At 61.7% G+C, this 25,260-nt stretch carries 16 protein-coding genes; 3 read left to right on the top strand and 13 right to left on the bottom strand.

The features are described from left to right. Positions 1-382 precede the first annotated feature (382 nt). Complete coding sequence (locus VGE08_RS17845; RefSeq protein ID WP_331069267.1) at positions 383-2,491, bottom strand: FAD-dependent oxidoreductase; 2,109 nt, start codon at positions 2,489-2,491, stop codon at positions 383-385. 499 nt (positions 2,492-2,990) lie between these two features. Between VGE08_RS17845 and VGE08_RS17850 the strand changes: the two genes are divergently transcribed. Next, on the top strand, positions 2,991-5,372 hold the full coding sequence (locus VGE08_RS17850) for a TonB-dependent receptor (protein WP_331069268.1): 2,382 nt from the start codon (positions 2,991-2,993) through the stop codon (positions 5,370-5,372). Positions 5,373-5,386: 14 nt separating this feature from the next. Here the strand turns inward: VGE08_RS17850 and VGE08_RS17855 are convergent, their stop codons facing one another. The 5 genes from VGE08_RS17855 to VGE08_RS17875 form a co-directional block, all read right to left on the bottom strand. After that, complete coding sequence (locus tag VGE08_RS17855) at positions 5,387-8,554, bottom strand: CusA/CzcA family heavy metal efflux RND transporter (RefSeq protein WP_331069269.1); 3,168 nt, start codon at positions 8,552-8,554, stop codon at positions 5,387-5,389. Then, positions 8,551-9,846 carry an efflux RND transporter periplasmic adaptor subunit gene (locus VGE08_RS17860; protein WP_331069270.1) on the bottom strand — a complete coding sequence of 432 codons (1,296 nt, stop codon included), beginning with the start codon at positions 9,844-9,846 and terminating at the stop codon, positions 8,551-8,553. The genes VGE08_RS17855 and VGE08_RS17860 overlap by 4 nt, the downstream gene beginning before the upstream one ends. Beyond that, the gene (locus VGE08_RS17865; protein ID WP_331069271.1) at positions 9,843-11,159 is read right to left on the bottom strand and encodes a TolC family protein; all 1,317 of its coding nucleotides are present in this window, start codon (positions 11,157-11,159) and stop codon (positions 9,843-9,845) included. The genes VGE08_RS17860 and VGE08_RS17865 overlap by 4 nt, the downstream gene beginning before the upstream one ends. 60 nt (positions 11,160-11,219) lie before the next feature. After that, positions 11,220-11,570: a hypothetical protein gene (locus tag VGE08_RS17870; protein WP_331069272.1), complete on the bottom strand. Its 351-nt coding sequence runs from the start codon at positions 11,568-11,570 to the stop codon at positions 11,220-11,222. Positions 11,571-11,654: 84 nt separating this feature from the next. Further along, positions 11,655-13,124, bottom strand: coding sequence for a carotenoid oxygenase family protein (locus VGE08_RS17875; RefSeq protein ID WP_331069273.1), 1,470 nt, complete (start codon positions 13,122-13,124; stop codon positions 11,655-11,657). 248 nt (positions 13,125-13,372) lie between these two features. Between VGE08_RS17875 and VGE08_RS17880 the strand changes: the two genes are divergently transcribed. Continuing rightward, positions 13,373-15,010: a class I adenylate-forming enzyme family protein gene (locus tag VGE08_RS17880; RefSeq protein WP_331069274.1), complete on the top strand. Its 1,638-nt coding sequence runs from the start codon at positions 13,373-13,375 to the stop codon at positions 15,008-15,010. Between the two features lie 26 nt (positions 15,011-15,036). On the opposite strand, the gene VGE08_RS17885 is transcribed toward VGE08_RS17880, so the two are convergent. Further along, complete coding sequence (locus VGE08_RS17885; RefSeq protein WP_331069275.1) at positions 15,037-16,008, bottom strand: helix-turn-helix domain-containing protein; 972 nt, start codon at positions 16,006-16,008, stop codon at positions 15,037-15,039. Between the two features lie 313 nt (positions 16,009-16,321). Between VGE08_RS17885 and VGE08_RS17890 the strand changes: the two genes are divergently transcribed. Further along, positions 16,322-18,652, top strand: coding sequence for a TonB-dependent receptor (locus VGE08_RS17890; RefSeq protein WP_331069276.1), 2,331 nt, complete (start codon positions 16,322-16,324; stop codon positions 18,650-18,652). A 45-nt stretch (positions 18,653-18,697) separates the two neighbouring features. Here the strand turns inward: VGE08_RS17890 and VGE08_RS17895 are convergent, their stop codons facing one another. The 6 genes from VGE08_RS17895 to VGE08_RS17920 all read right to left on the bottom strand — a co-directional run bounded on the left by VGE08_RS17895 (position 18,698) and on the right by VGE08_RS17920 (position 25,230). After that, a complete protein-coding gene (locus VGE08_RS17895) occupies positions 18,698-19,930 on the bottom strand; it encodes an acetyl-CoA acetyltransferase (RefSeq protein WP_331069277.1) in 1,233 nt (410 codons plus the stop codon). Further along, positions 19,927-20,913, bottom strand: coding sequence for a nitronate monooxygenase (locus VGE08_RS17900; protein WP_331069278.1), 987 nt, complete (start codon positions 20,911-20,913; stop codon positions 19,927-19,929). The genes VGE08_RS17895 and VGE08_RS17900 overlap by 4 nt, the downstream gene beginning before the upstream one ends. Continuing rightward, positions 20,910-22,079 (bottom strand): acetyl-CoA C-acyltransferase, encoded by a 1,170-nt coding sequence (locus tag VGE08_RS17905; RefSeq protein ID WP_331069279.1) that lies wholly within the window; start codon positions 22,077-22,079, stop codon positions 20,910-20,912. Before VGE08_RS17905 ends, VGE08_RS17900 begins: the two co-directional genes overlap by 4 nt. Before the next feature lie 65 nt (positions 22,080-22,144). Then, positions 22,145-23,182, bottom strand: coding sequence for a hypothetical protein (locus VGE08_RS17910; protein WP_331069280.1), 1,038 nt, complete (start codon positions 23,180-23,182; stop codon positions 22,145-22,147). Positions 23,183-23,209: 27 nt separating this feature from the next. Continuing rightward, positions 23,210-24,445, bottom strand: a complete 1,236-nt coding sequence (locus tag VGE08_RS17915) for an acyl-CoA dehydrogenase family protein (protein WP_331069281.1) — start codon at positions 24,443-24,445, stop codon at positions 23,210-23,212. Between the two features lie 20 nt (positions 24,446-24,465). Further along, positions 24,466-25,230, bottom strand: coding sequence for an SDR family oxidoreductase (locus tag VGE08_RS17920; protein WP_331069282.1), 765 nt, complete (start codon positions 25,228-25,230; stop codon positions 24,466-24,468). Positions 25,231-25,260: the final 30 nt, after the last annotated feature.

Consider the following 25,260-nt stretch of genomic DNA (forward strand, 5'->3'; position numbering starts at 1 on the left):
TATGAGCCGAGCTTTCCGACCGAGCGGCCGGATTGTCATTGTCGGGCGACCGAGGAGCGCGAAAAGGCTGGGCAATTCTGGAGAACCAGTCTGGTGATTGAGCCCCTGTGGCACCGGCATCGCTGGGGCGCATAATGCATATTATGGTAAATTACCACCGTAGGTTCTGGCGGCGCCGTTGGCCACAGTGCAACCGATTCCGCCTCCTTGCAGATGTCGGCGATCACAGATGGTGCGCTCGTCAACCTTCGATCGCCTTGTCATCCAATTCGTCCTCATTCGGTGCATCACATGACTGGATAGCCGAATTCGACGTCGCTCAGAATGGTTTTATTGAGCGGGCGCCAGGAACAAGGCGAAGTCTTTCTCGCCAAATTCGCGTTCATAATTTTCGCGCTGGAAGAAACAGCACCGCATCGGCAAGTACCGCACCATCCACGCCGCTCGTGCCGATCTCAACCCATGCGTTTCGCGTCGGCTCGAAACGATACTCGCCCAGTGCTTGCCAACTGACCGAGCCCTGCACCGACTCGCCCGTGCGCCGCTGATCCAGCGCGATGTGTGCGGCACCCGTCGCGTGCTGAATCTCAATGGGCACGTTGCTCGCCAGGCCCGTCGCCGCCGGCCAGTACAGGTACACCTGATACATTCCCGGCTCGCGGATTCGCGGCACGAATCGCACCGAGCCGCCATCTCGATCACTGCGCAACACGCTTTGGCCATACTGCCCGCGTATCTGAACGTCCGTCCAAGTCCCGCTGACCTGGATCTGCTCCTTTGAGCTGTCATCGATCAGAACTTCCGCGGGGCTGTGGTCGGCGAGCGGATTCGCCGTGAGCTCCCGTTGCAGGGCGGGCACATTCACTTGCTGTACCGGCACGCCGGCCTCGATCGCCATCGAAGCGGCGACCGCGGCGGATTGTCCCAGTACCATGAACACCGGCTCCATCCGAATCGAGCCATAGGCGATGTGGCTTGCCGAAAGCGCTACCGGCACCAGCAAGTTTGTCACCTCGTGCCGCTTCGGAGTGATCGAGCGATAAGCGATCGGGTACGGCGCGAAGCCGCCCGCCTCCACGTTCCCCTCGTTACGCGTCATGCCATCTACCACCAAGCGCTGAGTGTTGTGAGAGTCCATGGTGTAGGCAGCCATTCCGATGCCGTCTTCCACCGTGACCTCACCGCGAACATTGTGCTCCGTCATGACATACTCGCCCACGAGTCGCCGCGCTTCACGCACATAGAGCTGATGCGGCCAGCCGCCCGTATCCAGGAACTCGTCACGGCAGTAACCCCAGCTGCGCATCTCATCACGGACATGCGCGGGCACACGCGGATCCGTAGCGATGAAGTACAAGAGCCCCTTTTGATACAGCTCGTGCTCCCCGCGGATCTCCTCGCGGCGCGCATAGTCGGCCTCGGGATAATCCCAGCTCCCCCCGATATAGTCCGTGGATAAGGCGCCCCAGTTGTTCCAGTCGGACTTCCCATTGGGCATCAGACTGATGATGAAGCCTTCAAAGTCCAGCTGCTTCCAAGGATGTTTCTCCATCGAACGGATCAGCAGCTCATAGCGCCCGGGATCGTAGCGCTCGGGCTTCTCGATCGGCAGACGTTGCTCGCCCTGACACAAGGTCATGCGGAAGTTGTATGCCTGCACCTTCTCGTCGCCAGAACCAGCCGGTGCAACCGCCTGAGCGCCGACGCCGGGCAGTAAGCCGCTCGAGGGTTGGCCAGGAATGACGTAAGGATCGACGCCATCGGGAAATTGGTGACCTCGAAGCCAGGGTAGTCCGTTCACCATCACCTCTTCCACGGCCTGCAGCTGCACTCCGTTCAAAGTCTCGTTGTATCGGCTGTTGGGCTCGCGCCCGACGGTGTATGAGGCACCTGCCCGGGCCATCAGATCGCCTTCGTAGCTGGCGTCGATGAACACCTTTGCCGCAACCACCAGATCTGGCGCGCCCGCGCCTGAGCCGGCGTACTCGAGTGTGACTGCGCGAATCCGCGTGTTTCGCCTGTCCACTCGTTTGACGCGGCGAGAAAAGAGCGTCTCCACGGCCGCCCTATCGACGTACTGTTCAAGAACCTGCTCAGCGACGTGCGGCTCGAACGTCCATGATTCGAAGCGTCCGTAGTAGTGGCCCACCCTGCGGTAGAAGTCCAATCCCAGACCCGTCACAGCGTGCTTGTTCCCGATGTCGGTATAGCCGAGCCCACCCGAGCTCATGCCGCCCAAGTGCCGACCAGGCTCTATGAGCAACACGCTCCGGCCGTACTGCTTTGCCGTGTAGGCGGCGATCACACCCGCCGCAGTTCCACCGTAGACCAGGACGTCCACCTGCATGTGTGGGCCAACACCGGCCACCGCGGTTACATCGGGCACTGCAGAGAGGGGTAGCCAGACCGCCGCCAGGCGCCACTGCCGCACACCCAGGCGCAGCGCAAGGCTTGCCGCGCGCGACATGAGCGCGTGAGCTATTCGTTCCACTGCGCTACACGGTTGCCGAATCAATATGTTCAAGATACTCATGTTTCGTAGGCGAGCTGACGGAAACCCCATCGCGACTGGCGTGCGCGTTCTGCCACCATCATTGCATTATCCGATTGGATAATACCCATGAGCACGAGTCGAAGTGCGCATTCTATTCGCATGGCCGCTCCAACATGTGAGCCGATACTCGATGTGCGCGTCGGAGTGAATGGGCTCAGCCAGAAAAGCTATTGTCGAACGCCCGACCAATACTGTGTTCTGCGACACTGCAGTGGTGACATAGATCGAGTCTCGATTGCGACAAAATTCTGACGGATACTTCCGCTGGTTGATCGTAGTGCGCGGCCTCCTTGTCATCATGCCTTGTATCTGATATTGATTGTCCAGTTGGATAACAATTTAACCACCAGTTGGGGGCAGTCAGATGAGCCAAAGTGTCTATCGAGGCGAGTTGCGTCGGATCTTCTTGACTGCATCATGGGCAGCGATAGCTGCCATGCAGGGGACGGCGGCATTCTGCGCCGAGCAGGGCACCAGCCCCGGCAGCGAAAGCTCCCTGGCCGGAGCGTTGGAAGAAATTGTGGTGACCGCGCAGAAACGCGTGGAGTCGCTGTCGAGAACACCCGTCGCGGTCACCGCGCTCTCCGCCGACCAGCGCGCGAAGACTGGCATTCTGACGGTCGTCGACCTTACCAACGTCATCCCAGGTCTTGCCTACAACACCGCGCAAGACAAGGTGCATATCCGCGGAATCGGCCGCCAGACCAACACTGTGGGTACTGATCCCGGCGTTGCCGTGTACACCGACGGTTTTTACGCCCCCTCGACTGTCGCCGCGGCAGGCTCACCACTGTTCATTGACCGAATCGAGGTACTGCGTGGTCCGCAGGGGACGCTCTATGGGCGCAACTCCATCGGCGGCGCCATGAATGTGATCGCCGCACCCGCGACCGAGACATTCAGCACCGAGGCGCGTGCCCTATTCGGCAACTACGGTCGTCGAGAATTGCGCGCCTCGATCTCAGGTCCGCTCAGCGAGCATTGGCGTGCCAGGCTCAATCTGGAGGACCTGTATCAGGATGAAGGCTATTACCAGAACGTCTCCGGCGCGCGGGACGAAGGTGGCGTCCTCAACAACACCTACATCGAAGGCATCTTGCAGGGCGAGATCGGTCGGGTCGATGCATTCGTTCGCTACGGCACGCTCACGAGAGATGAGCGCGGACGCGCGAGCGCCACTCTTGGCCCATACGACACGGCTTCCGTTTGCTGCTTCTCCGGGCTTGGTCCCAATCCCACTTACCAGTACCCGGTTGAAAATCCCGCCACCGGCAACTCGCGCCTGTTCAACACCAACTACTCCACCAGCACGCAATTGCGCGATCATGACCTCCTGGTCGCCAATCTCGACATTCACTTTGATGCCTTCGACGTGCGATATGTCGGCGGCTGGCATCGATACGTGTTCGATCAGATCCAGGATCTTGATGGCGGCGCGCAGGTTTCATATCAGTACACACCAGCGGGCGCGCCCTCGCCGCTGACGATCGGCGCAGACTGGAGGCGACAGTACGTTGAAGATCGCAGCTACTACAGCCACGAGATCAACCTGCTTTCCACGCAGGCCGGGCGGACGCAGTGGATCGTCGGTGTCTACTTCCTCCATGAGGATTTCAGTCAGCCCATCAAGATTTCAGCCAATCAGCCCGAGATTGCCAACCCGTTCACGTATACCGCCCCGGCCGCCGCAAATCCGGAATTGAATTACTACGACAGCCAGGCGCAACAAGACAGCGACAGCTACGCGATCTTCGGCCAGATCGATTATGACGTCACCGACACAATCCGCATCACGGGCGGCGCACGCTGGAGCGAAGACAAGAAAGACGCGTCAGAGCACCTTCGCGGTGTCTTTTACGACCCGAGGCTGGGACCAGGCGTTGGTTGGTACTGCACGTCGCCAACGAATTGCATGGGCGTAGCGTACCAATATGCCAACAGCGGGCGTACGTTCCGCAACTTGTGGTCCGCCTGGTCGGGCACGGCAGGCGTTGAATGGAAGCCTGATGACAGGAATCTCACTTACCTGCGATACAGTCGCGGCTTCAAGTCCGGCGGCTACAACATCGGGGGGCTCGCCCCAGTGCCCGAGGTCGACTCTGAAACCCTCGATGCTCTGGAGCTGGGCTACAAGTACAAAGCGGGATCCAACTTTTGGATCAATACCGCGCTGTTCAACTACCGCTACGATGACATGCAGGTTCCGCTGCTCGTTCTGCCCCCAGGCGGTGGCGCGGCACGTACCGATCTCGTCAACCTCGACAGTATTGAAGCGCTCGGGTTCGAAGTCGAGATGAACTGGCGGCCCATCGGGGCGTTCAACCTCTTCGCCTCCTACGCATGGCTGGACTCGGAAATCGAACGCGCCTGCTGCTACGTGAATCCGCTGGATAGAGGGGCGACCAATCCCAATGCCCGGCCTGTCGGAGCGGCGGTCAATGGCGCCTTCGCGCAAGATGTCTCGGGCAATGCCTTGCAGGTGTCCGCGGAGCATAAAGTCGCCATTACGCCTACTTACGAATTCGACGTCGGTACAGGCAATCTGCTGCTTGCTGCCACTTACGCCTGGCGCAGCTCACTCGATTTCGGTATTTTCGACGATGGCCTCGCTCGCGCGCCCTCGTTCAGCCAACTTGATCTGCGCGCTACGTACACAGCACGCTCGGACCGTTTCTCACTCGTCGGGTACGTGCGCAATGCAACCGATGAAGAAGGTTTTGAGAGCATCAGCGCGTCTCAAACAACGACTGGGCTGTCGTCGACCTATTACTTGACGCCACCACGGACCTACGGCGTTGAGATACAGGTGCGGTACTGACCTGGGTCGCGTGATCAGGCGGCATCAGTAACTTGCATCGGTGCGAGCGGCTTCCCTCGTGAAGCCGCTCGCTTGCTGAGCACCACATACGCCGCCGGCAGCACCGACAACGAAAGCAATGGCGCCGTGATCATTCCACCCACCATGGGAGCTGCGATGCGGCTCATGATCTCGGAGCCTGTACCCCCGCCCAACAGCGCCGGCAGCAAGCCTGCGAGTATCACTGCGACCGTCATTGTCTTTGGTCGCAAGCGCAGAGCTGCGCCTTCGCTGATGGCAACGAGCAAGTCGTTCTTGGTGAGCGAACCATGACGCGAGACATGGCGTTCTATCGATTCATTCAGGTAGACGAGCATCACCACGCCAAACTCTGCAGCCAAGCCAGCCAGGGCAATCATCCCGACTGCGCTCGCGACTGAGAAGTTGTGTCCCAGGAGGTACATGAGCCAGATGGCGCCGACGAGCGCGAAAGGTAGCGTCCCGAGGATCAGTAGCGCGGGCCCAGCGCGTTGGAAGATTAGAAAGAGCAACACGAAGATGATCGCGATTGTCGCAGGCACGACCCACTGCAAGCGATCGGCGGCGCGCTCCAGGTATTCGAATTGTCCTGACCACGCGATCGACACGCCGGCAGGCAGGGCCACTTGCTCGGCAATTGTCTCGCGCGCCTCGCGAACAAAGCTACCAAGATCCCGATCGCGAATATCTACATAGACCCAAACCGACAAGCGCGCATTCTCGCTCTTGATCATCGGCGGCCCGTCTTGAATCGAGATCTCTGCAACGCTGCCCAGCGGTACTGTTGCGCCAGATGCCGTAATGATCGGTAAGCTTGCAAGCTCACGCGGTGCCTCCCGCAGCTCACGCGGAAAGCGAACATTGATCGGGAATCGAGCCCGGCCATCGAGCACCTGGCCGATATTCTCACCGCCTATTCCGATCCCAACGAGCGCTTGGACATCCTCGATGCTGAGCCCGTACCGGGCTGCGCTGAGTCGATCAATGTGCACATCGACATAGCGCCCCCCGGTGACTCGGTCTGCGATGACGGAGGCCGCGCCCGGCACGGTCTTGACCACTTGCTCGACCCGCTGACCCAGCTTTTCGAGCGTCGGCAGGTCGCCACCGGAGATCTTGATCCCGACCGGACTCTTGATTCCGGTCGCCAACATATCGATGCGATTGCGGATGGGCTGCACCCAGACGTTCGCCAGGCCCGGGACTTTGACGCGTGCATCGAGCTCTTCGATCAACTTGTCCGTCGTCATGCCGGGCCGCCACTGCGATCTCGGCTTGAGCTGGATCGTTGTCTCGAACATCTCTAAGGGTGCGGGATCGGTGGCAGTTTCCGCTCGGCCGGCTTTGCCGAACACCGTCTGCACTTCGGGTACGGATTTGATCAGCCGATCCGTGACCTGCAGCAACTCGGATGCCTTCGCGGCCGAGAGTCCTGGAAGTGCGGTCGGCATGTAGAGCAGATCGCCCTCCTCCAATGGCGGCATGAACTCTGCTCCGAGTTGCGAAAGTGGCCACGCTGTTGCCAGCGTGATCAACGCTGCGATTGCGAGAGTCAGTGCTGGCGCGTGCAGCACGCGAGTCAACAGCGGCTGATACGCGCGCATCAGCCATCGATTGATTGGATTGTCGCGTTCATCGCGTATGCGCCCACGGATGAACAGCGTCATGAGTACCGGCACCAAGGTCACTGAAATCCCTGCTGCCGCTGCCATCGCGTAGGTTTTTGTGTACGCCAGTGGCGCAAACATCTTTCCTTCCTGGGCTTGCAACGTGAACACGGGGATGAATGACAAGGTGATGATCAGTAGCGACACGAACAACGCAGGTCCAACTGCCGTTGCCGCCTCGATGATGAGCGTGCGACGCTCCGCCTCTACCGGCTCGTGACCGTTCTCTTTGCGCCAGTGCTCGAGCTTCTTGTGGGCGTTCTCGATCATCACGATCGCGGCATCCACCATGGCTCCGATGGCAATCGCGATTCCGCCGAGCGACATGATGTTCGCATTGATTCCCTGATAGTGCATCACGATGAACGCCACGAGCACACCGAGGGGCAGCGCAACCACGGCAACCAGTGCCGAGCGCAAGTGCCACAGAAACAGCGCACAGACCAGGGCGATCACGATGAACTCCTCGATCAGGCGAGTCCACAGCGTATTCACGGAGCGATCGATGAGCTGAGATCGATCATACGTAGCAACGATCTCAACGCCCTCGGGCAGACCGGGCTGCAAAGCCAATAGTTTCTGTTTCACGTCCGCGATGACACGCCGCGCATTCTCACCCGAGCGCAGCACGATGATTCCGCCTGCTACTTCACCCTCCCCGTTGAGCTCCGTGATCCCTCGGCGCATTTCCGGCCCGAGCTGAATGCGTGCGACATCGGCAAGGAGAATCGGAGTGCCGGAGGCGGTCGCTCCCAGCGGGATGCGGCGAAAATCGTCCAAGGACTGCAGGTAGCCACGGGCCCGCACCATGTACTCCGCTTCTGCAAGCTCGATGACCGCCCCACCTGCTTCGCTGTTTGCGGCACGAACCGCTGCCACGACCGAAGCGAGAGGGAGCCGATACGTTCGAAGCTTCTGCGGATCGACCTGGACCTGGAACTGCCGGACCATTCCACCGACACTCGCGACCTCTGCCACTCCGGGAATGGTCTTCAGCTCAAATTGCAGAAACCAATCCTGCAATGCGCGTAGTTCGCTGAGATCATGGCGGCCAGATCGATCCACGAGTGCATACTCGTAGATCCAGCCCACACCGGTAGCATCCGGACCCAATGTCGGCTGCGCAGTTGCCGGCAGGCGTGCAGCGGCTTGGTTGAGATATTCGAGCACGCGCGAACGCGCCCAGTAGAGATCTGTGGAGTCATCGAAGATGACGTAGACGAACGAGTCTCCGAACAATGAGTACCCTCTCACCGTACGCACACCAGGCACCGACAGCATCGTAGTGGTGAGCGGGTACGTGACCTGGTCCTCGACAATCTGCGGAGCCTGTCCCGGCCAGCGGGTACGAATGATGACCTGCGTATCCGACAGGTCGGGGATCGCATCGATCGGCGTTCGAAGCACGGCATAGCTGCCCCACACCGACACGAGCAATGCCGCGAGCAGGATCAGCAACCGGTTGCGGCCGGACCAGAGAATGAGGCGCGCGATCATTGTTCGCTCTCCTTCTCGACGGCCTCGATCTGGGCGTGCGCTGCATGCTCGTGGCCTGCTTCTTGTTGTGACAATCGAGCAAGCGCACTGTTGAGGCTTGCCTCTGAATCGAGGAGGAACTGGCCGGATGCGACGACCTGTTCGCCCTCGCGCAATCCAGAGAGGATCTCGGTTCGCTCACCCAGCTCCGCGCCGGTGCGTACCTCCGCAGGACGGAAACCGTAATCGTCTCTGACGATGACGATCGATCTCGTCCCGGTAGAGATCACCGCCTCGCTCGGCACGGACAGCGCTTCGCGGTCAGCGGAACTGATTCTGACGCGCGCAAACATGCCCGGCCGAAGCACGTTTCGCGGATTGGGAACCACAATGCGAGCTCGCGCGGTACGAGTCTCTTCGTTGAGACTCGGGTAGATGAAGTCGACGTGCCCCGACACGACCTCGCCACCCACACCCTCCAATTGCGCCTCTACGACATCGCCCGGTCGAGCACGACTGGAATCACGTTCCGGAAGCTCGGCGATCAACCAAAGCGAGGACAGATCGGCGATCGACAGCAGCGTGGCGCCACTTTCGATCGTCCCGCCTTCGCGAGTCGCAAGCTCGACCACATAGCCGTTCACTGGCGCGTACACACCAAAACGTGATGTCGCCTGGCCGCTGCGTTCGAGCGCATCGATCTCACGCACTGCCATGCCAAGTAGACGCAGACGCTCGCGCACAGCTCCCACCAGGTCAGTACCTGCGGTCAGATCCCCGGCCCGTCGCAGCGCGAGGAATTCCTGCTGCGCCGAAAGCAACTCGGGCGAATAGATCTCCGCCACCTTTTGGCCCGCTGCAACCGGATCACCTACGGCGCGAACATGCAGTCGTTCTACGTAACCGGAAACGCGCGACGGCAAGGCGTAAAGGTGTCGTTCATTCACTTCGAGTCGAGCGACCGCAGCGAGACTCTCACCAAAGGGAGCCCTCTCCACTGGCGCAGTTCGAATTCCAAGAGATTGCTGCACCGAAGGCGAAACCCGCACCCCGGTATCGTCGGCTTCGTCGGCATACTTGGGGACCAACTGCATATCCATGAAAGGCGACTTGCCGGGCTTGTCGAAGCGCTGCTGCGGGGCCATTGGGTCGTACCAATACAGGACACGGCGTCCCGAATCGTCCTGAACCACGCCTGCGACGACCTTGCTCGATGTTCCGGGAGTCGCATCGCCGTGATCGCGGAAAAGCCAAAGCCCGGTAGCCATGAGAATGACAACGGCACCAACCAGTGCGAGCCAACGCGTATTCATGGGAGCACCTCCGCACGACCTGTAAGCCAGGCGAGCTTCGCCAAGGCTCTGGCGCGATCGGCCAGAATCATCTGGTGATGAAGGCCTGCCTCGATCCACGCACGCCTGGCTTCCCAAACATCGACGAGAGATCCCTTGCCGCCTGCGTATGCGGCTTGCAATGCTTCGAGCCGCGTACGTGCGTTCGGGGCGAGCTGTTCCTCGTGCTCATCGAGCCGCTGAGCGCTTGCGTTGAGATCGGCTCGGATTGAAGCCAGCTCCGCTTCGAGCGCTCGGCGACGGTCGGATAAGTCACTTCGCAGGGCACTTGCTTCAGCCAGCTTCTGCGCAATGCGACGATCCTGTCGATCGGCTCGGTTCCAGGGCAGCCCGACCGTGACCTGGAAAGTCACCAGGTCGGAGCGATCATCCTGACGCTGACCGTACATGAGCTGCCAACTCCAATCTGGCCGCCGATCTGCGCGGGCTCGATCGACGGCACGAAGCGCTGCATCTATCGCATGGCTAGATGACTGCAAGGCGGGATGAGAGTCGATCGCGCGCGCGGCGGCGGCAGGATCGATGTTCGCGTTGATCTGCGGAAGCGCGTCGGGCAAGGGCCGAAGCGCAGCCTCGCCGATCCAACGTGACAGTGCCGCGCGGGCTTGCGCTTCATCTCGCTCCGCGAGAATTAGATCGTCGCGAGTCGAGGAACGCTGCAGGTCAAGCGCCAACACTTCACTCGCTCGTATCGCTCCCGATGAGACCTGCGCGGCGCTCACTTCACGCTCGGCGGTGATTTCAGCCAGGAGCTTGCGTAACGTGGCGGCGCGCTGCTGAGCCTCGAATGCATCGATCCATGCGAGCGCTACGTCGCGTTGAAGTGTGCGAGCGTTCAGCATCCGCTCCGCCGAAAGCCGTGCCGCTTCCGCACTCATCCGCGAGGACGACGCTTCGCGCTTGGCTCGGGTCACGACGTCTTGCATCAGGCCTACCGTGATCATCGTCATGTCCTCACGGCCGAAGCGGAACGCATCGTCGCCTGTCATGGGAAGGTTCTCGACTCCGAACGCGAGCCTCGGATCGGGCAGTTCCCGTTCCGCATGCGATGACTCGAGTGCCGCCTGCTCTTGCGATAAGAGCGCTGCGAGCTGCGGTTGATCCTCTGAAACGAGCGCGACAGCTCGAGCGAGCGTCAGAACATCGCGCTCCTGCGCGTCAACGCTTGCGTGTAGTAGTAGGAAGACAGAAGCAATCGTCAGCTTCCCGAAGAAGCTGACACCATGATCGACGCGCCCACCCCATGGGATGGTGCGTCCGAGTGGACGTGACATTGAAGCCTCCAGCTTGAGCAGAGATCGTTCGTATGCGGGATGAATCCCGCGCGCGAATGCTCAAGCCTGGGGAGGTCTGGCGGGCGCGGACGTCTGGAAGGACAGTGGCGGCAGCAGCACTGCGGCGTGCTGCTCTGAAACCCGCTCAATCCTGGCGAGAGAAAGGGACGAGGACGGCAGCGAAGCCGCACCTGCGACCAGGCACGCAACTTCCATCGAGCTGCGATCCGGTGAATTCGAGTCGTCCGGGCAGTCGGGGACATCCTGCGAATGCGCATCGGCAGGCCCGCCGGGTGCGTGGTGATGCGCGGAGCTTGCGCCCGTCTCACAGCCGGTCGCACAGGAATTGGCGATCGCGGGAGCGATCGCCATCCAGGCAAGGAAAACGGCGACGAGAATACGTTTGATCACAAAGGCAATCTAACTTGCGCAGGCACTGCCATTAGAGATTGCGATGCGCCACCGGTGCAGGACATCAGGGGAAGACCGGGTCATCTACGTAGCACGCGCAAGGAACGGCCGAGCGGCCCAATGCGAATGCGTGCCGCTGGAAATCTTGTGAGGCAACGCGATCCGGCAAACCGGCCCCTCCGAGAAGCGCTTCGCATCGATCAGTACGCACTCCGACGTGCCGGTGTTTTCGTCGGTCACGAACGTCACGAGATATCCGTCGTCCTCGTCCTTGGCATCGATACGCGGAGCGAATGGCGCCTCGCTGGCGTAGCGCTTCGGTCCGAGATTCAATTCCCAGGACTGTCCGGTCTGCAGATCGTGCTTGACGTAGCCTGTCATCAGAAACCAGCCCGGCTCGGTCCTCGAGCTGTACACGTAGCGATAGGGCCGACCTGCGTACTGCTGGTTGATCGTGCCGAACTCGAGGATGCGATCGTCGAGTGGTTCCTCGCGCGTCGTGCCGGTGCGCAGATTGAATCGCCAGCGCCGCAGGTGCGGGCGGAAACTCTGCTCGTCCAGATACGCCATCATGTGCTCGAATCCCGGCGGAGCGCCGGCCAGCGCCCCCGGTGTGGGATTGTCCTGGAAATAGGCGTCCATGATGATCTCATCGCCCTGCTCATAGGCATTCATGAAATGCAGCACATAGGTCGGCTCGGCTTCGAACCAACGCACGTCAGCCGCGCTGCCATGACGTGGAATGATGGCGAAGCGTGAAGGCAGATTGGGATGCATGCGTACCGCGTGGATTCGCGACTTGAGCAGTTCTTCGTCCCAGAACACCGGGAAATCGTTCAGGATCGTATAGTGCTCGGAAAAGGTCAGGTCATGCGGCAACCGTGGACCCGGCAGCGGAATGGGCGTATACGTGACCACACGCCGCTGTCGATCGACGACGCCGTAATGCATGTAGGGTGGGTATTTCGAGTAGTTGAAGAACAAGAGCTCGCCGGTGCGTTCATCGACTTTTGGATGAGCCGAGATGCCGTCCAGCGGCACCCAGGGCGCGAGCCCCAGCGGTTCGAGGGTCTCGGGATCCATGCAATAGGCTTCGCCACACTGATAGAAAGTCGAGAGCGCCACGCCAGCATGTACGACGATGTCCGTACTGGATGCATCCTTGAGACCTTCATGGGCTCCGAATCCGGGTCGCAGCGATACGCCGGGTGGGTCCATGAGTCCGCCCCACAGGGCCCTGCCCGCTTCCTGCTCGGCAACCATGCAGCGAGTGCGCACGAAGCGATTCCGGTAAGAGACCGTGCCACGACGCAGGTCGATCTGATGCACCATGCCGTCGCCATCGAACGGATGATAGCGGCCCAGCGGCTGGTGGATCGGATTCTCCGTGTTGCGCAGGTACACGCCGTCGATATCGTGCGGAATCTCCCCTTCGAGGACGGTGAGATCGGTGGCCGTGACCTCCTCGTGCTGGGGCGTCCATGGCCCGTTCATGTACGGGTGATCGTTCGGCCGCAACGTGCTGCGAATCGGTGGAAGCCTGTGAATCTTCATATGCGTAGGGATCGAACGGCGCTGGCAACTTGAGTGAGTCTGGAGTGATTCTAGATTTAGTACGTCTCGTTATGCAAGTAATAGTGATGCTTCCAAGCTACTGATAACATGTATTGTCCTAAGTCACCGACCTGGCCGAGTAGGTCTTGCAATGCAAGGCGCTTGGCTGCAAGATCAGTTGCATGATCCACAGCACGCCCGAGCGAATAGCACAATGTATGCGTCTTGGCTGGTGGAGCGGACGCCGCGTGGACGATGTCCTTCGCGAGGCAGTCTCGCTCGCAGCCGACCACGAGGCGCTGGTAGATCCTCCCAATCGCAACCGCCTCATCGGCAGCGCGCCGCGCCGGCTTACATATCGTCAGCTGGATGCGGAAGTCGACTCGTTGGCAAGCGTGCTGGTCGGCCTTGGGCTGAACCAGGGCGATGTCCTCGCCGCGCAATTACCCAACACCGTCGAATCCGCGATCGTCTTTCTGGCCTGCGCGCGCCTGGGCCTGATCTTCTGCCCTTTCGCCATGCAGTTTCGCGGGCACGAGCTACGCTACATGCTCACAAAAGCACGCGCGAGCGCAGTAGTGACCGTGCGGGCCTTCAAGGACACTCGTCCAGTCGATGCGTTCGAAGAGCTTCGCCGCGAACTGCCTTCACTGAAACATGTGCTCACGACGGGCGAAGGCGATTCGATCAGCTTCTTGGTTGACGGTGCGCCGGCACAGCCCGCGCTGCAATTGCTCGCCCAGCGCCTGAAAGAGCTGCGCATCGATCCAAATGACATTCTCACGATCTGCTGGACTTCCGGCACCGAGGCGCGCCCCAAGGGCGTGCCCCGCAGCCACAATCACTGGATTGCCAACGGCGAGGTCTGCGCGGAAATCGGCGAAGTGCGCCCCGGCGATTCGATCCTGAATCCGTTCCCGATGATCAACACCGCGTCGATCGGCGGAACGGTGCTGCCCTGGCTCATGAATCGAGCGCGACTGGTCCAGCATCATCCCTTCGATCTGCCCACGTTCCTGCAACAACTCCAGCAGGAGCGAATCACCTACACTATCGCGCCGCCTGCCGTGCTCACCCAACTGCTCAAGAACGAGGCACTGCTGGCCAACGTCGATCTGTCGTCCCTGCGCTCGCTGGGGTCGGGCTCTGCCCCGCTCACCCCGTGGCTGGTCGAAGGCTGGCAGCAACGATTCGGCATCGCAATCGCGAATATCTTCGGTTCGAACGAAGGCTGTGCGCTGTTCAGCACCGCGCGCGACGTGCCAGATCCGAGCGATCGAGCGCAGTATTTCCCGCGGTTCGGCTCGCCCGGATTCAAGTGGTCGTCGCGCTCCGCGGAGAAGGTGCGAACCCGCCTGGTCGACGTCGAGACGGGCGAGGAGATCGTCACGCCCGGACGGCCGGGCGAATTGCGAATCGATAGCGCGATTCGCTTCGACGGGTATTGGGATGAACCCGAGCTCAACCGGACGGCGTTCGATGAGCAGGGCTATTTCTGTACCGGCGATCTGTTCGAGATCGGCGGCGAGGGCGAGCGCTATTACCGTTTCGTGGGTCGCTCCAAAGAGGTGATCATCCGCGGCGGCATGAAGATCTCTCCCGCGGAACTGGACAATCTCATCGAAGGACATCCACAACTGCGTGAGGCCGCGTTTTTCGGTGCGCCTGATGAAGTGCTGGGAGAACGTATCGGCATCGCGGTCGTGCCTCTGCCGGGCCAGAGCGTGACGCTCGAAGGCATCAACGAATGGCTGAGCAAGCGCGATCTGGCGCCGATCAAGTCCCCCGAATGTCTGCTGGTGGTCGATGAGCTGCCGCGCAATTCGCTCGGAAAAGTCATTCGACGCGCGCTGCCGGAGCGCTACATGGCCGAGCGCAAGACGTAAGGCGGCCGTTGCTGGCCCGCCCTATCTCACTTCGCCAGCTGCTTCTTCGGGCCCTGTGCCCGCGCAGCCGGCGGGAATGTCACATCGTGCGGTCCGATCGCAGCGTGACAGTAGTCGCACGTCACGCACGCAACCAGCTCGGCACCGCAGTCTTTATGGAATATGCGCAGGTTGGCGCCGGACGCCGGAGCCAGCCAGCGATCTCCCCACTGCATGAGCGACAGCGCAGTCGGATACAGGTCTCGGCCCTTTTTCGTGAGCTTGTACTCGTACCGTGGCGGATGCTGCGAATAGAGGCTGCGCTCGAAGATGCCGTGATCCACCAGGTAGTTCAGCCGGTGCGTCAGGATATTGGTGGCGATCTCCAGCGCGCTCTGAATGTCATCGAATCGATGCAGGCCGTAGAACGCGGCCGACAAGACCAGCGGCGTCCAGCGATCCCCCATGATGTCGGTCACGTGAACGAAGGCGCTGTTGGAGCCGCGATGACTCTCGGATGTGACCGATGACAGGCGGCGAAACAGCGGCCGCGGCGCACTGACCCTCTTCTCCGTCGCCTTGACGATCTCGTAGCGCGTGCTATCGAGAGTCACCTCTTTGCCGCACGCGGAGCAACTGAGCAGCGGCTTCATGCCGTGACCGCAAGCCTTGTGCCTCAGGTATCGAGGAATGCCGGAGTCAGCGGGCGCCCAGATGTGCTCCCATCGCCAGATCAGCAGGGTCGCGCCATAAAGATCCAGCCCCTGATCCGACAGCCAGTACTCGTAGCGCGGCGGCGCATCCGAATAACGCACGCGTTTGAGGATGCCGGCGTCGACGAGGCCGTTCAATCGGCTGGTCAGCGTGGAACGCGCCGCGCCGGTCAGCGCCCGTAACTCTTCGAATCGGTGCGCGCCCTGGAAGACATCCCGGAGAATCAGCAGCGTCCAGCGATCGCCAATGATGCCCAGTGCGCGACTCACCGAGCCGGTGGCGATTATTCTCGAGGTGATTTGCATTACGGGCGAAATGTAGACGCGTGATCAGCGGGTGGCAACTTGGTTGCCGCCGGGATTGCCGCCAGCATGCCGCCGATCCTAGCATGTACGTCTGTTTGCGCAAGCCATTGCGGGCGGCAAGCCACCCCGCGCCCGAGCCACTGGTGAGCAAATTCGCTAATATTTGCCAATTAAGCCACTCGATCTTGATTTCTGCAGGTCTTTAGCGGTAGCCTGCTACTTAGTCGCGTTACACAAGTGACTATGTTCTGCCACTGTCGCGCGCGGCGCCGGTCGATGCCGATGAACTACATCCAATTGGGGGACTCGTCACATGATTCGCGTTCGCAGCGGTCGAAAGGGCTTGATCAGTACGCACGTTCGCGCCGCACTCGGCGGCATCGCCTGCCTGGCCGGCGCGCAAGCGGCTCATTCGCAGGTCATCGAGGAGATCATCACCACGGCCCAGCGCCGTGAGTCGGATCTGCAGACTACGGCGATCGCCGTGAGCGCCTACAGCGGAGACAATCTCGCCGAAAACGCCATCTTCACGGCAGTCGACCTGGCGCAGGACACGCCTGCCTTCTCCTTGACGGCCGTGTCGCCGCTCGATCTGGAATTGAACATCCGGGGCATCACCAACACGCGCTTGGACTCCCCCTCCTCCGACCCTTCGGTCGGCGTGTTCATCGATGAGGTGTATGTCGGCCGCACCGGTACCTTCAGCACCGATTTCTACGATCTGGAACGCATCGAGGTCATTCGCGGCCCGCAGGGCGTGCTGCTCGGCAAGAACGTGGTCGGCGGCGCGCTCAGCATCATTACCGCCAAGCCCGAGTTCGACACCTCCGGCAAGTTGACAGTCTCGTTGGGCAACTATGGATCGATGCTGGCGTCGGGCTACGTGACCGGTGGCCTGACGGACTCGCTGGCGGCCAGGTTCTCATTTCAGACCCGCAACCACGATGGTTACGCCAAGGACGTGTTGAACGACCGCGACCTGGAAGACCTCGATTCCGTGCAGTCGCGCGCGCAGCTGCTATATGACGGCGGCGATTCCGGCCTGAAAGCTCGCCTGTCGCTCGACTACGTCCGGGATCGCAGCAATGGCATGAATACCGTCGCGCTGCGCGATCCAACCGCAGCGGCGCCCGGACCCTGGAGCGAGGCGCGAGCCTACTTTGGAATCACCAACGTGCGGCAGAGTGCGCCGAGCAACGCCTCCTATGTCGGCCGCAGCACGGAACAGGGGCAGTTCCTCGAGCGCGACGCCTGGGGCGCGGCACTGCATATCGACAAGCAGCTGGGCTCGACCGTGTTGTCATCGATCACCGCCTATCGAGACGGGGATGCACATTCGATGTACGACCAGACCGGCCTCGGCTTCGATCTGCTGAACAACAGCCTGGCGGAGTTTGCCGCCATGGTCGCTGAGCGCCCGAGAACGGCGCTGCTGTTCAACTACCCGATCAACGAGCAAGAGCAAACAAAGGAATTCAGCCAGGAAGTGCGGCTCGCCTCGGACTACGACGACAGCCGCTGGGACTGGATCGTGGGCGTGTATTACAAGCACGACGAGATCGACAAGTTCGACCGGAACGCCGCCGAGGCGATCGCGCCGCCATTGGGAACCCTCAACGGCGAAGTGCATTGGGACAACAGCGGCGAGACGGACAGCTATGCAGCATTCGCACAGGCCGGTTACAAGTTTACGGATGCGTTGAAGCTGTCGGTCGGCCTGCGCTACACGAAAGACGAGAAATCCGGTCGAGTGTCCGGATTGTCGGTCGCTACCGGCGACCGCTTCAACCCCGCCGAGACCACCGCGCTCACTCCGCTGCAACCGACGTTCGCCGCCGGCACCGGATTCGAAACGAGCTACGGCAACGAGTGGAGCCGCGTGACGCCGCAAGCCATTCTCTCGTGGGAAGCCACCGACGATCTATTCACGTATGTGAGCGTCGCATCGGGCTTCAAGGGTGGCGGTTTCGAAGACACGCCCGCGAATGCCGCCGGCGCCCGATTCTCGTTCGACCCCGAGAAGGCCACCAACTACGAGATCGGTTTCAAATCCGATCTGCTCGATCATGCGCTGCGCCTGAATGTCTCCGCCTTCTTCATGGACTACACCGACCTGCAGGTCCAGCAGCTGGATCAGGGCTGCGTGTGTCTCATCACCGACAATGCGTCCGACGCCGAGATCAAGGGCGTGGAGCTGGAGCTGACCTACCTGCCGACCGCGTCGTTGGCATTGTTCGCCTCGGGCTCGCTGCTGGATACCGAGTATCTGGACTTCATCGAAAGCACGGGTGTGGACTCATCAGGAAACAAATTGCAGCGCACGCCCGACTATCAGTACACGGTCGGCTTCGAGTATTCGATGTCCGTCGGCAACTGGACCGAGGCACTGAAGTTCCGCGCCTCGTACGCCTATCAGGATGCGATGTTCTGGGAGCCTGCGAACGTCCACACCGAGGACGGCTATGGCCTGCTCGACGCGAGACTGTCGCTGGCGCCGCCCCATGCTCCGTGGCGCGTCTCCATCTGGGGTCGCAACTTGACCGATGAGCTCTATCGCACCAACGTCGTGCCGTTCTTCGGCGATGAAGTGTCGCAGTTCGGTCCGCCCCGTACCTATGGCGCGGACTTCAGCTGGTCGTTCTGAGCAGCGACGCCGGAGGCCCTTTGATTGGGCCTCCGGCGTTGGCGGTTATCTGCCGATGATGAAGCTCACGGTGGTCGTCGCGCTGCCGCCGATGTTGAGCGTGGCAAACGTTTCGGCGCCCTCGACCTGATAGTCGCCGGCGGTGCCGGTGACCTGCTTGAAGCAATCCAGCGCCATGCGCACGCCGGTTGCGCCGACGGGATGACCGGCACCGATCAGGCCGCCGCTGGCGTTCATCGGAATACGCCCGCCGATTTCGATCTCGCCCTCCTCGATCGCACGCCAGCTGGCGCCGGGCGGCGTAATGCCGAAATGATCGATCGCCATGTACTGCGTGCTGGTGAAGCAGTCATGGGTCTCGATGCCATCCAATTGGTCGACACTGGCAATGCCTGCGCGGCGAAACGCATCGAGAATCGCCTCCCGCACGTGCGGAAACACGTATGGTTGCCCCTGACTCGCACGAATCTTCGCGGCGTAGGTGATCGGCCCCGTCCGGTGACCCCATCCCTTGATCCAAGGAAACACCTCCAGACCGATGCCCAGGCGCTTTGCGTGCTCCCTGGCGCGTCGTTCGGAGGCGAGGAATACGATGGCCGCGCCATCGGTGATCTGGCCGCAGTCGTGCTTGCGAATGCGCCCTTCGATCACGGGATTCTCCTGATCGTCCTGCTGGAAACTGCGCTCGTTGAACGTCCAGCGTCGCGTCTGTGCATTTCGATTGCGCCGTCCGTTGGCGAAGTTGATCTCCGCGATGCGCGCCAGATGCTCATGCTTCAGTCCGTAGCGGCGGTCATATTCATCGGCCACATCGCTGAACACACGAGGCCATGGGTAACGCGCATCCTGGTACTCGTGCCCGCTCCACATCGCCGGGCCGCCGATCAACTGCGCTGCCCGCTCGCCAGGAACGTTGCGCATCTGTTCGACGCCGAGCACGGCAGCCAGCTCATAGCGGCCTGCCTGGATATCGGCGCTTGCGGCAAGCATCGCAAGACTTCCGGAGGCGCAGGCGCCTTCGTGACGAGACGCAGGGATGCCGGCGAAGGCCGGATCGGCGGCGGCGAACAGGCCGCCCAGATGCCCTTGATTGCAAAACAGCTCGGCGGCGAAATTGCCGATGTGCGCGACTTCCACGTCAGTCGGCTCGAGCTTCGTCTCGACCAGCCCCGACATGATCGTCGCGCGCATGCCGGAAGCGATATCGAGTCCATTGCGCGCCCAGTTCTCTGCGAAGTCGGTTTGATAGCCGCCGAGGACATAGACTCGTGCTGTCATCGCTGTGGTCCTGTGATGGATTGAAAACGAGCAATCGCCTGTGAATATTCGTCTTCGAGCTTGCGAACGATTCGCGCGGTCGGCTCGATATCGCGAATCACCTGCAGCCCCTGCCCGCACGCCCACAGATCGCGCCACCGCTTCTGCACATCGCTGCCGGCGTCGTAGCTTCGAGCAGTGGGTGCGGCCAGCGCGGCTGGATCGAGGCCGCGTTCGCGCAAGCTGGGGGCGAGCCAGGACGCGGGCGTTCCAGTGATAGCCGCGCTGACGATCAAATCATCGGGGCCGCAATCGACCACCATTTTCTTGTAACCGTCGGCGGCACGGCTTTCGAGCGACGGCAGAAAGCGCGTGCCCATGTAGACGAAATCGGCTCCCGCCGCAATTGCTCCCGCAATGCCGGCGCCATCGGCGATGCCGCCACCAACAGCGATCCAGCCATCGAAGAACTCGCGTATCGCGGAGATGAACGCGAACGGCGACAAGTGTCCCGTGTGGCCGCCGGCGCCAGCCGCAACGCAGGCAAGACCGTCGGCACCCACCGCGGCCGCTTTGCGTGCGAGGTTGATGTTCACGACATCAGCGAACACGAGACCGCCGTATCCGTGGACGACGTCGATTGCAGGCTCGGGCGAGCCCAAGGCGGTGATCACAATGGGCGGCTTGAAACGAGCCACCAGCTCCAGATCGGCAGCCAGCCGCTTGTTGGTCGAGTGAGTGATCAAATTCGTGGCCCAGGGGCCGATGATGGCGTCAGGCTCGCGAGCGCGCGCCTCGTCCAAGGCGCGCGTAATCGTCGCCATCCACGTTTCCAACTCCTCGACGGTACGACAGTTGGGCGTCGGAAAGGCGCCCGCCACGCCTGCCGTGCACGCTGCGATGACGAGCTCCGGGCCGGTCACGATGAACATCGGCGCCGCAAATACGGGCAGCCGCATGGGGAACGGCCAGCGACGCTGCCCGCGATTGGAGACCACATTCATCGCATTCGCTCCACGATCATTGCCGCACCCACGCCGGACGCGCCGCTGGCTACGACTAGACCCGTAGTCGCATCGCGAGCCTCCAGCACGTCGAGCAGGGTCGACAGCAGAATGCCGCCGCTTGCTCCCATGGGATGTCCTTTAGCCAGATGTCCGCCACTTACATTGACGCGTTCCGGATCGACGTCCGCGTCGCGGAGGAATTTCGCGATGGTGACCGCGAAAGCCTCCATGAATTCGATGTAATCGATGTCCGCGAGCGTCATGCCGGCCCGATCGAGCGCGCGATTCATCGCGCCAAAACCAGCAAGCAGTGACGCGGACGGATCGCCGCCCATCTCGGCAAAACTCACAATGCGCGCTCGCGGAGAACCAAAGCGATCCGACGTGATCAAGGCCAGCGAGGCACCATCACAGATAGGCGGTGCGTGCGCGATCGTGTGTCGATGATCGATGCGGCGTCCTTCGAGCGCAGCTTCGTACTGCCTCCCGAGATCGACGAACGCAGGTGGCAAAGCGGCCAACGAAGCCAGTGTCGTCTCTCGACGCACACATTCATCGGTGCTTGGAGCGAGCGTATCGTCCGCCTTGACGAGGGGGATTCGCGAACGAATCAGTGCCGCTTCCGCCTCTGCCGCCTGTGCTCTTTGATGCGATCTGAGCGCCAGCGCATCCATGCTGTCGCGATCCACTCCTTCATCCTCGGCGAGCCGATCTGCAGCCAGCGCCACCGGGATGTAGCGCGCTCGCGCTGGGAAACTTTGATCCGCGTACCAATCAGCACGGTCAGCCATGAACGGCACGCGGGACATCATCTCCACCCCGCCAGCCAGGACGCATGGCGCCTGACCAGAGGCAATCAGGCCGACTGCATGACCCACGGCACTCAGGCTCGACACGCAATAATTGTTCAACGTATACGCCGCGACGTCATCGCGCAGCCCTGCGTACAGTTTGGAGACCAGCGCGATGTTCCCGCCCTGAGCGCCAACTTGCCCGACGCAGCCGAGCACCAGCGCCTGCGCTTCGCGTGCAGCCTGATCGCTCCTGCGATCCAGTGCGTCGTGCAGCTGTCGAATCAGCTCTGGCGGCGAGGCCCACGCCAGACCGCCATCAGCCCGCGCCTTGCCGCGCGGTGTGCGTACAGCGTCGTAAACGTAAGTCATGAAAGCAAGCGTGCGTTCGTCATCGCCGCAAGCTATCACCTGTCAGTCTCACAATACAAGTCACACTAGCCTTTCGCCAGCGATCTCGGCGCAAAGAATCCAGGCGGCGCGGCGCAGACCGCAGGAATGGCGTTGATGGCAAGCGCCGCCGTCGCGTCCGCGCTGGCGCGTGCGTGTGGCGCTGTCGGGTCCGGATCCTCGATGGACATGGTCACCGTAACGCAGGGACGACCTCGTACTTCGATACGCCATGACGCCGCCTGGCCCTTCGCGATGCCATGCAAGGTAGGGTCCGCCGTCCAGATCACGCTGTGAGTCATCGTTTGTCCGTTGGCGAACTGCGCATTCCATCGCCAGTCCGTTGCTGCTACCGTGCCGCGCGGAATCGTCCCGGCAGCGATCGGCAGATCCATCGGCGCCAGCGTCACCCGATGATCGGGAGTAATGCACACCACACGCGTTCCGAGCGAGCAGGCAACGTGATGGAACACCTCCATGTAAAGCTCGCCATAGAGCGTAGCCAGAGGTCCGCTACGCACGTCGCCTGCTTGCGGATCGCTGCCCAGGCCCATGGTGTCGAACACGAATTCTCTGGATGGCATCATCGAGGCATCGGCGACCTCGAAGGTAGCGATGGACTCGAAGCGCGCGCACATGCTGGTGATCAACAACCCGAGACGCTCGGCGATGAATCCGGGATTGAGTCCCAAGCCAGCCAGCGTGCTGCGCCCCTTGCGACAGGCGGCCCAGAGCGCAGTCGTGTAGTCCGGCCCATGCGCGTCGGGGAAATGGAAGCCCGCGGTGGAAATGACGTTCTTGCCCGAAGCGAGCAGTTGAGCCACCTCTACATTCTGTCGCTCATACGGGTTGCTCAACCGCGGCGTATGGATGACGACATCCGCATCGAGCGCCAGGATGTCTTCAATTCGATGCGTCGCGCGAATGCCGGTCGGAGGGCGTCGCGCAATCTGCCCAGCGTCCAGCCCGGATTTGCGCTCGTCGTAAACGAACAGGCCCACCAGTTGCAGATCGGGCGAATCGATAATGCGCCGTAGCGCGGTTCTACCGATCGAGCCAGTGGCCCATTGCACGACTTGATACATGAGTGTCTTAAGATTTCGCTCGCACGCTCACGCCGAGTACGGCATCGCCGAGCGAAGGCGCTCGCCCGCGATTTTCATTTCCTGCCGTGCGACGGTGCGCAGGTGAACCTCGTCCGGACCATCGGCGATGCGCAGCACGCGACCCCACATCCACAAGGACGCGAGTGGCGTGTCGTTGCTCAGACCCATGGCCCCGAACGTCTGCATTGCGCGGTCGCAGACCGCGGTCTGTACACGAGGAACCAGCGCCTTGATCATCGCGATCTCGCGCGCAGCATGCTTCGCGCCGTGCTGATCGATCATCCATGCTGCCTTCAGAACCAGCAGCCGCGCCTGCTCCACTTCGATCCGCGACAGCGCGATCCACTCCGCAACCACGCCATGCTGATGCAGCGGCTTGCCAAACGTGCGCCGCTCGGCGGCACGTTGGCACATGAGCTCGATGGCGACCTCGCACTGGCCGAGCGAACGCATGCAATGATGAATGCGTCCGGGCCCGAGGCGAGCTTGCGCAATGGCGAATCCTGCGCCCTCCTCGTGAATGAGATTGCCCACCGGCACGTGTACGTCGCGGAACAGGATCTCGCAGTGACCTTCGGGCGAGATGTGATGCATGACGGGAATGTTTCTTACGATACTCACGCCCGGCGTATCGAGCGGCACCAGGATCATGCTGTGCCGGCGGTGCGGTTCACCCTCTGGATCGCTCACGCCCATCACGATGGCGACCTTGCAGTTCGGATGGGCCGCACCCGAGATGAACCACTTGCGGCCGTTGATGACGTACTCATCCCCGACCCGCCGGATCGAAGTCTGGATATTGGAGGCGTCGGAGGACGCGACGTCCGGCTCCGTCATCGCGAAACAAGAGCGGATCTCGCCATTCAACAGCGGACGCAGCCAGCGCTCGCGCTGTTCGGGCGTCGCGAACAAATGCAGGATCTCCATATTGCCGGTATCCGGCGCGCTGCAGTTGAAAACCTCGGAGGCCCACGCTACGCGGCCCATGATTTCGGCGAGCGGGGCATATTCGAGGTTGCTCAGCGCCTGACCTGGCTCATCGGCGTGCAGCCCCGGCAAGAACAGATTCCACAGATTCTGTTCGCGCGCCAGCGCCTTCAGCTCTTCGACGCAGGCTGGATGCGCCGAGCCAGCTGCAACGTCCGCCTGCCAGCGCGGCACCGCCGGCAGGACATACGACTCCATGAAATCGCGCACCGCCGTGCGCAGATGTTCCGTGCGGGGCGAGAATGCGAAATCCATGAAAGCTCCTGGCAACTCGATCAAGCCGGCTCTTTGACCGTGATCCCGCCGTCCACGACCAGCGTCTGGCCGGTGATATACGCTGCCGACTTCGAAGCCAGAAACACGGCAACGCCGCCCAGATCCTCGGGCTGGCCGATCCTTCGCACCGGGGTGCCACGCTCGACGTTCGCCAGCAGCTTCTCGTTCTCCCACAGAGCACGCGAGAAGTCGGTCTTGATCAAGCCGGGGGCTATGCAGTTCGCGCGCAGGCCCTGCGGCCCCCACTCGATGGCGAGGTTGCGCGTGAGCGCATAGTCGGCGGCTTTCGACATGCCGTAGACGCCGAGCGTGGCGCTGCCCTGATTGCCACCGATGCTGGAAACGATGATGAAGCTGCCACCGCCCGACTCGACCATGCGCGGGCCCGCCAGATTGCACAGCCAGAAATTGCTGCGCACGTTGCTGTTCATGATCTTGTCGTAAGCCTCGTCCTTCATGCCGACCATCGGACCGAAATACGGGTTCACGGCGGCATTGCACACCACGATGTTGAGCCGGCCCCAGGTCTGCAACGCCGCGTCGACGAGATTCTGCAGCTGGGCCTTTTCGGCGACATTGCACGCCACCGCGATCGCCTCGCCGCCCTCCTTGCGGATTTCCTCGACGACCGTCTGACAAGCGTCGAGTTTGCGGCTCGACACGACGACGCGCGCCCCCGCTTTAGCCATCGCCTTGGCAATCGCGCGGCCGATACCGCGGCTGGAGCCTGTGATGATGGCGACCTGTCCAGTGAGATCAAACATTGCGCACCCCGCGGGTCTGACGTTTCCAAG

Source organism: Steroidobacter sp. (assembly GCF_036406195.1).
Taxonomy (GTDB): domain Bacteria; phylum Pseudomonadota; class Gammaproteobacteria; order Steroidobacterales; family Steroidobacteraceae; genus Steroidobacter.

Coding starts and splice junctions, on each gene's coding strand:
- VGE08_RS17850 (WP_331069268.1), top strand. CDS start 2,991: ATGCAGGGGACGGCGGCATTCTGCGCCGAGCAGGGCACCAGCCCCGGC.
- VGE08_RS17855 (WP_331069269.1), bottom strand. CDS start 8,554: ATGATCGCGCGCCTCATTCTCTGGTCCGGCCGCAACCGGTTGCTGATC.
- VGE08_RS17860 (WP_331069270.1), bottom strand. CDS start 9,846: ATGAATACGCGTTGGCTCGCACTGGTTGGTGCCGTTGTCATTCTCATG.
- VGE08_RS17865 (WP_331069271.1), bottom strand. CDS start 11,159: ATGTCACGTCCACTCGGACGCACCATCCCATGGGGTGGGCGCGTCGAT.
- VGE08_RS17875 (WP_331069273.1), bottom strand. CDS start 13,124: ATGAAGATTCACAGGCTTCCACCGATTCGCAGCACGTTGCGGCCGAAC.
- VGE08_RS17885 (WP_331069275.1), bottom strand. CDS start 16,008: ATGCAAATCACCTCGAGAATAATCGCCACCGGCTCGGTGAGTCGCGCA.
- VGE08_RS17890 (WP_331069276.1), top strand. CDS start 16,322: ATGATTCGCGTTCGCAGCGGTCGAAAGGGCTTGATCAGTACGCACGTT.
- VGE08_RS17895 (WP_331069277.1), bottom strand. CDS start 19,930: ATGACAGCACGAGTCTATGTCCTCGGCGGCTATCAAACCGACTTCGCA.
- VGE08_RS17900 (WP_331069278.1), bottom strand. CDS start 20,913: ATGAATGTGGTCTCCAATCGCGGGCAGCGTCGCTGGCCGTTCCCCATG.
- VGE08_RS17905 (WP_331069279.1), bottom strand. CDS start 22,079: ATGACTTACGTTTACGACGCTGTACGCACACCGCGCGGCAAGGCGCGG.
- VGE08_RS17910 (WP_331069280.1), bottom strand. CDS start 23,182: ATGTATCAAGTCGTGCAATGGGCCACTGGCTCGATCGGTAGAACCGCG.
- VGE08_RS17915 (WP_331069281.1), bottom strand. CDS start 24,445: ATGGATTTCGCATTCTCGCCCCGCACGGAACATCTGCGCACGGCGGTG.
- VGE08_RS17920 (WP_331069282.1), bottom strand. CDS start 25,230: ATGTTTGATCTCACTGGACAGGTCGCCATCATCACAGGCTCCAGCCGC.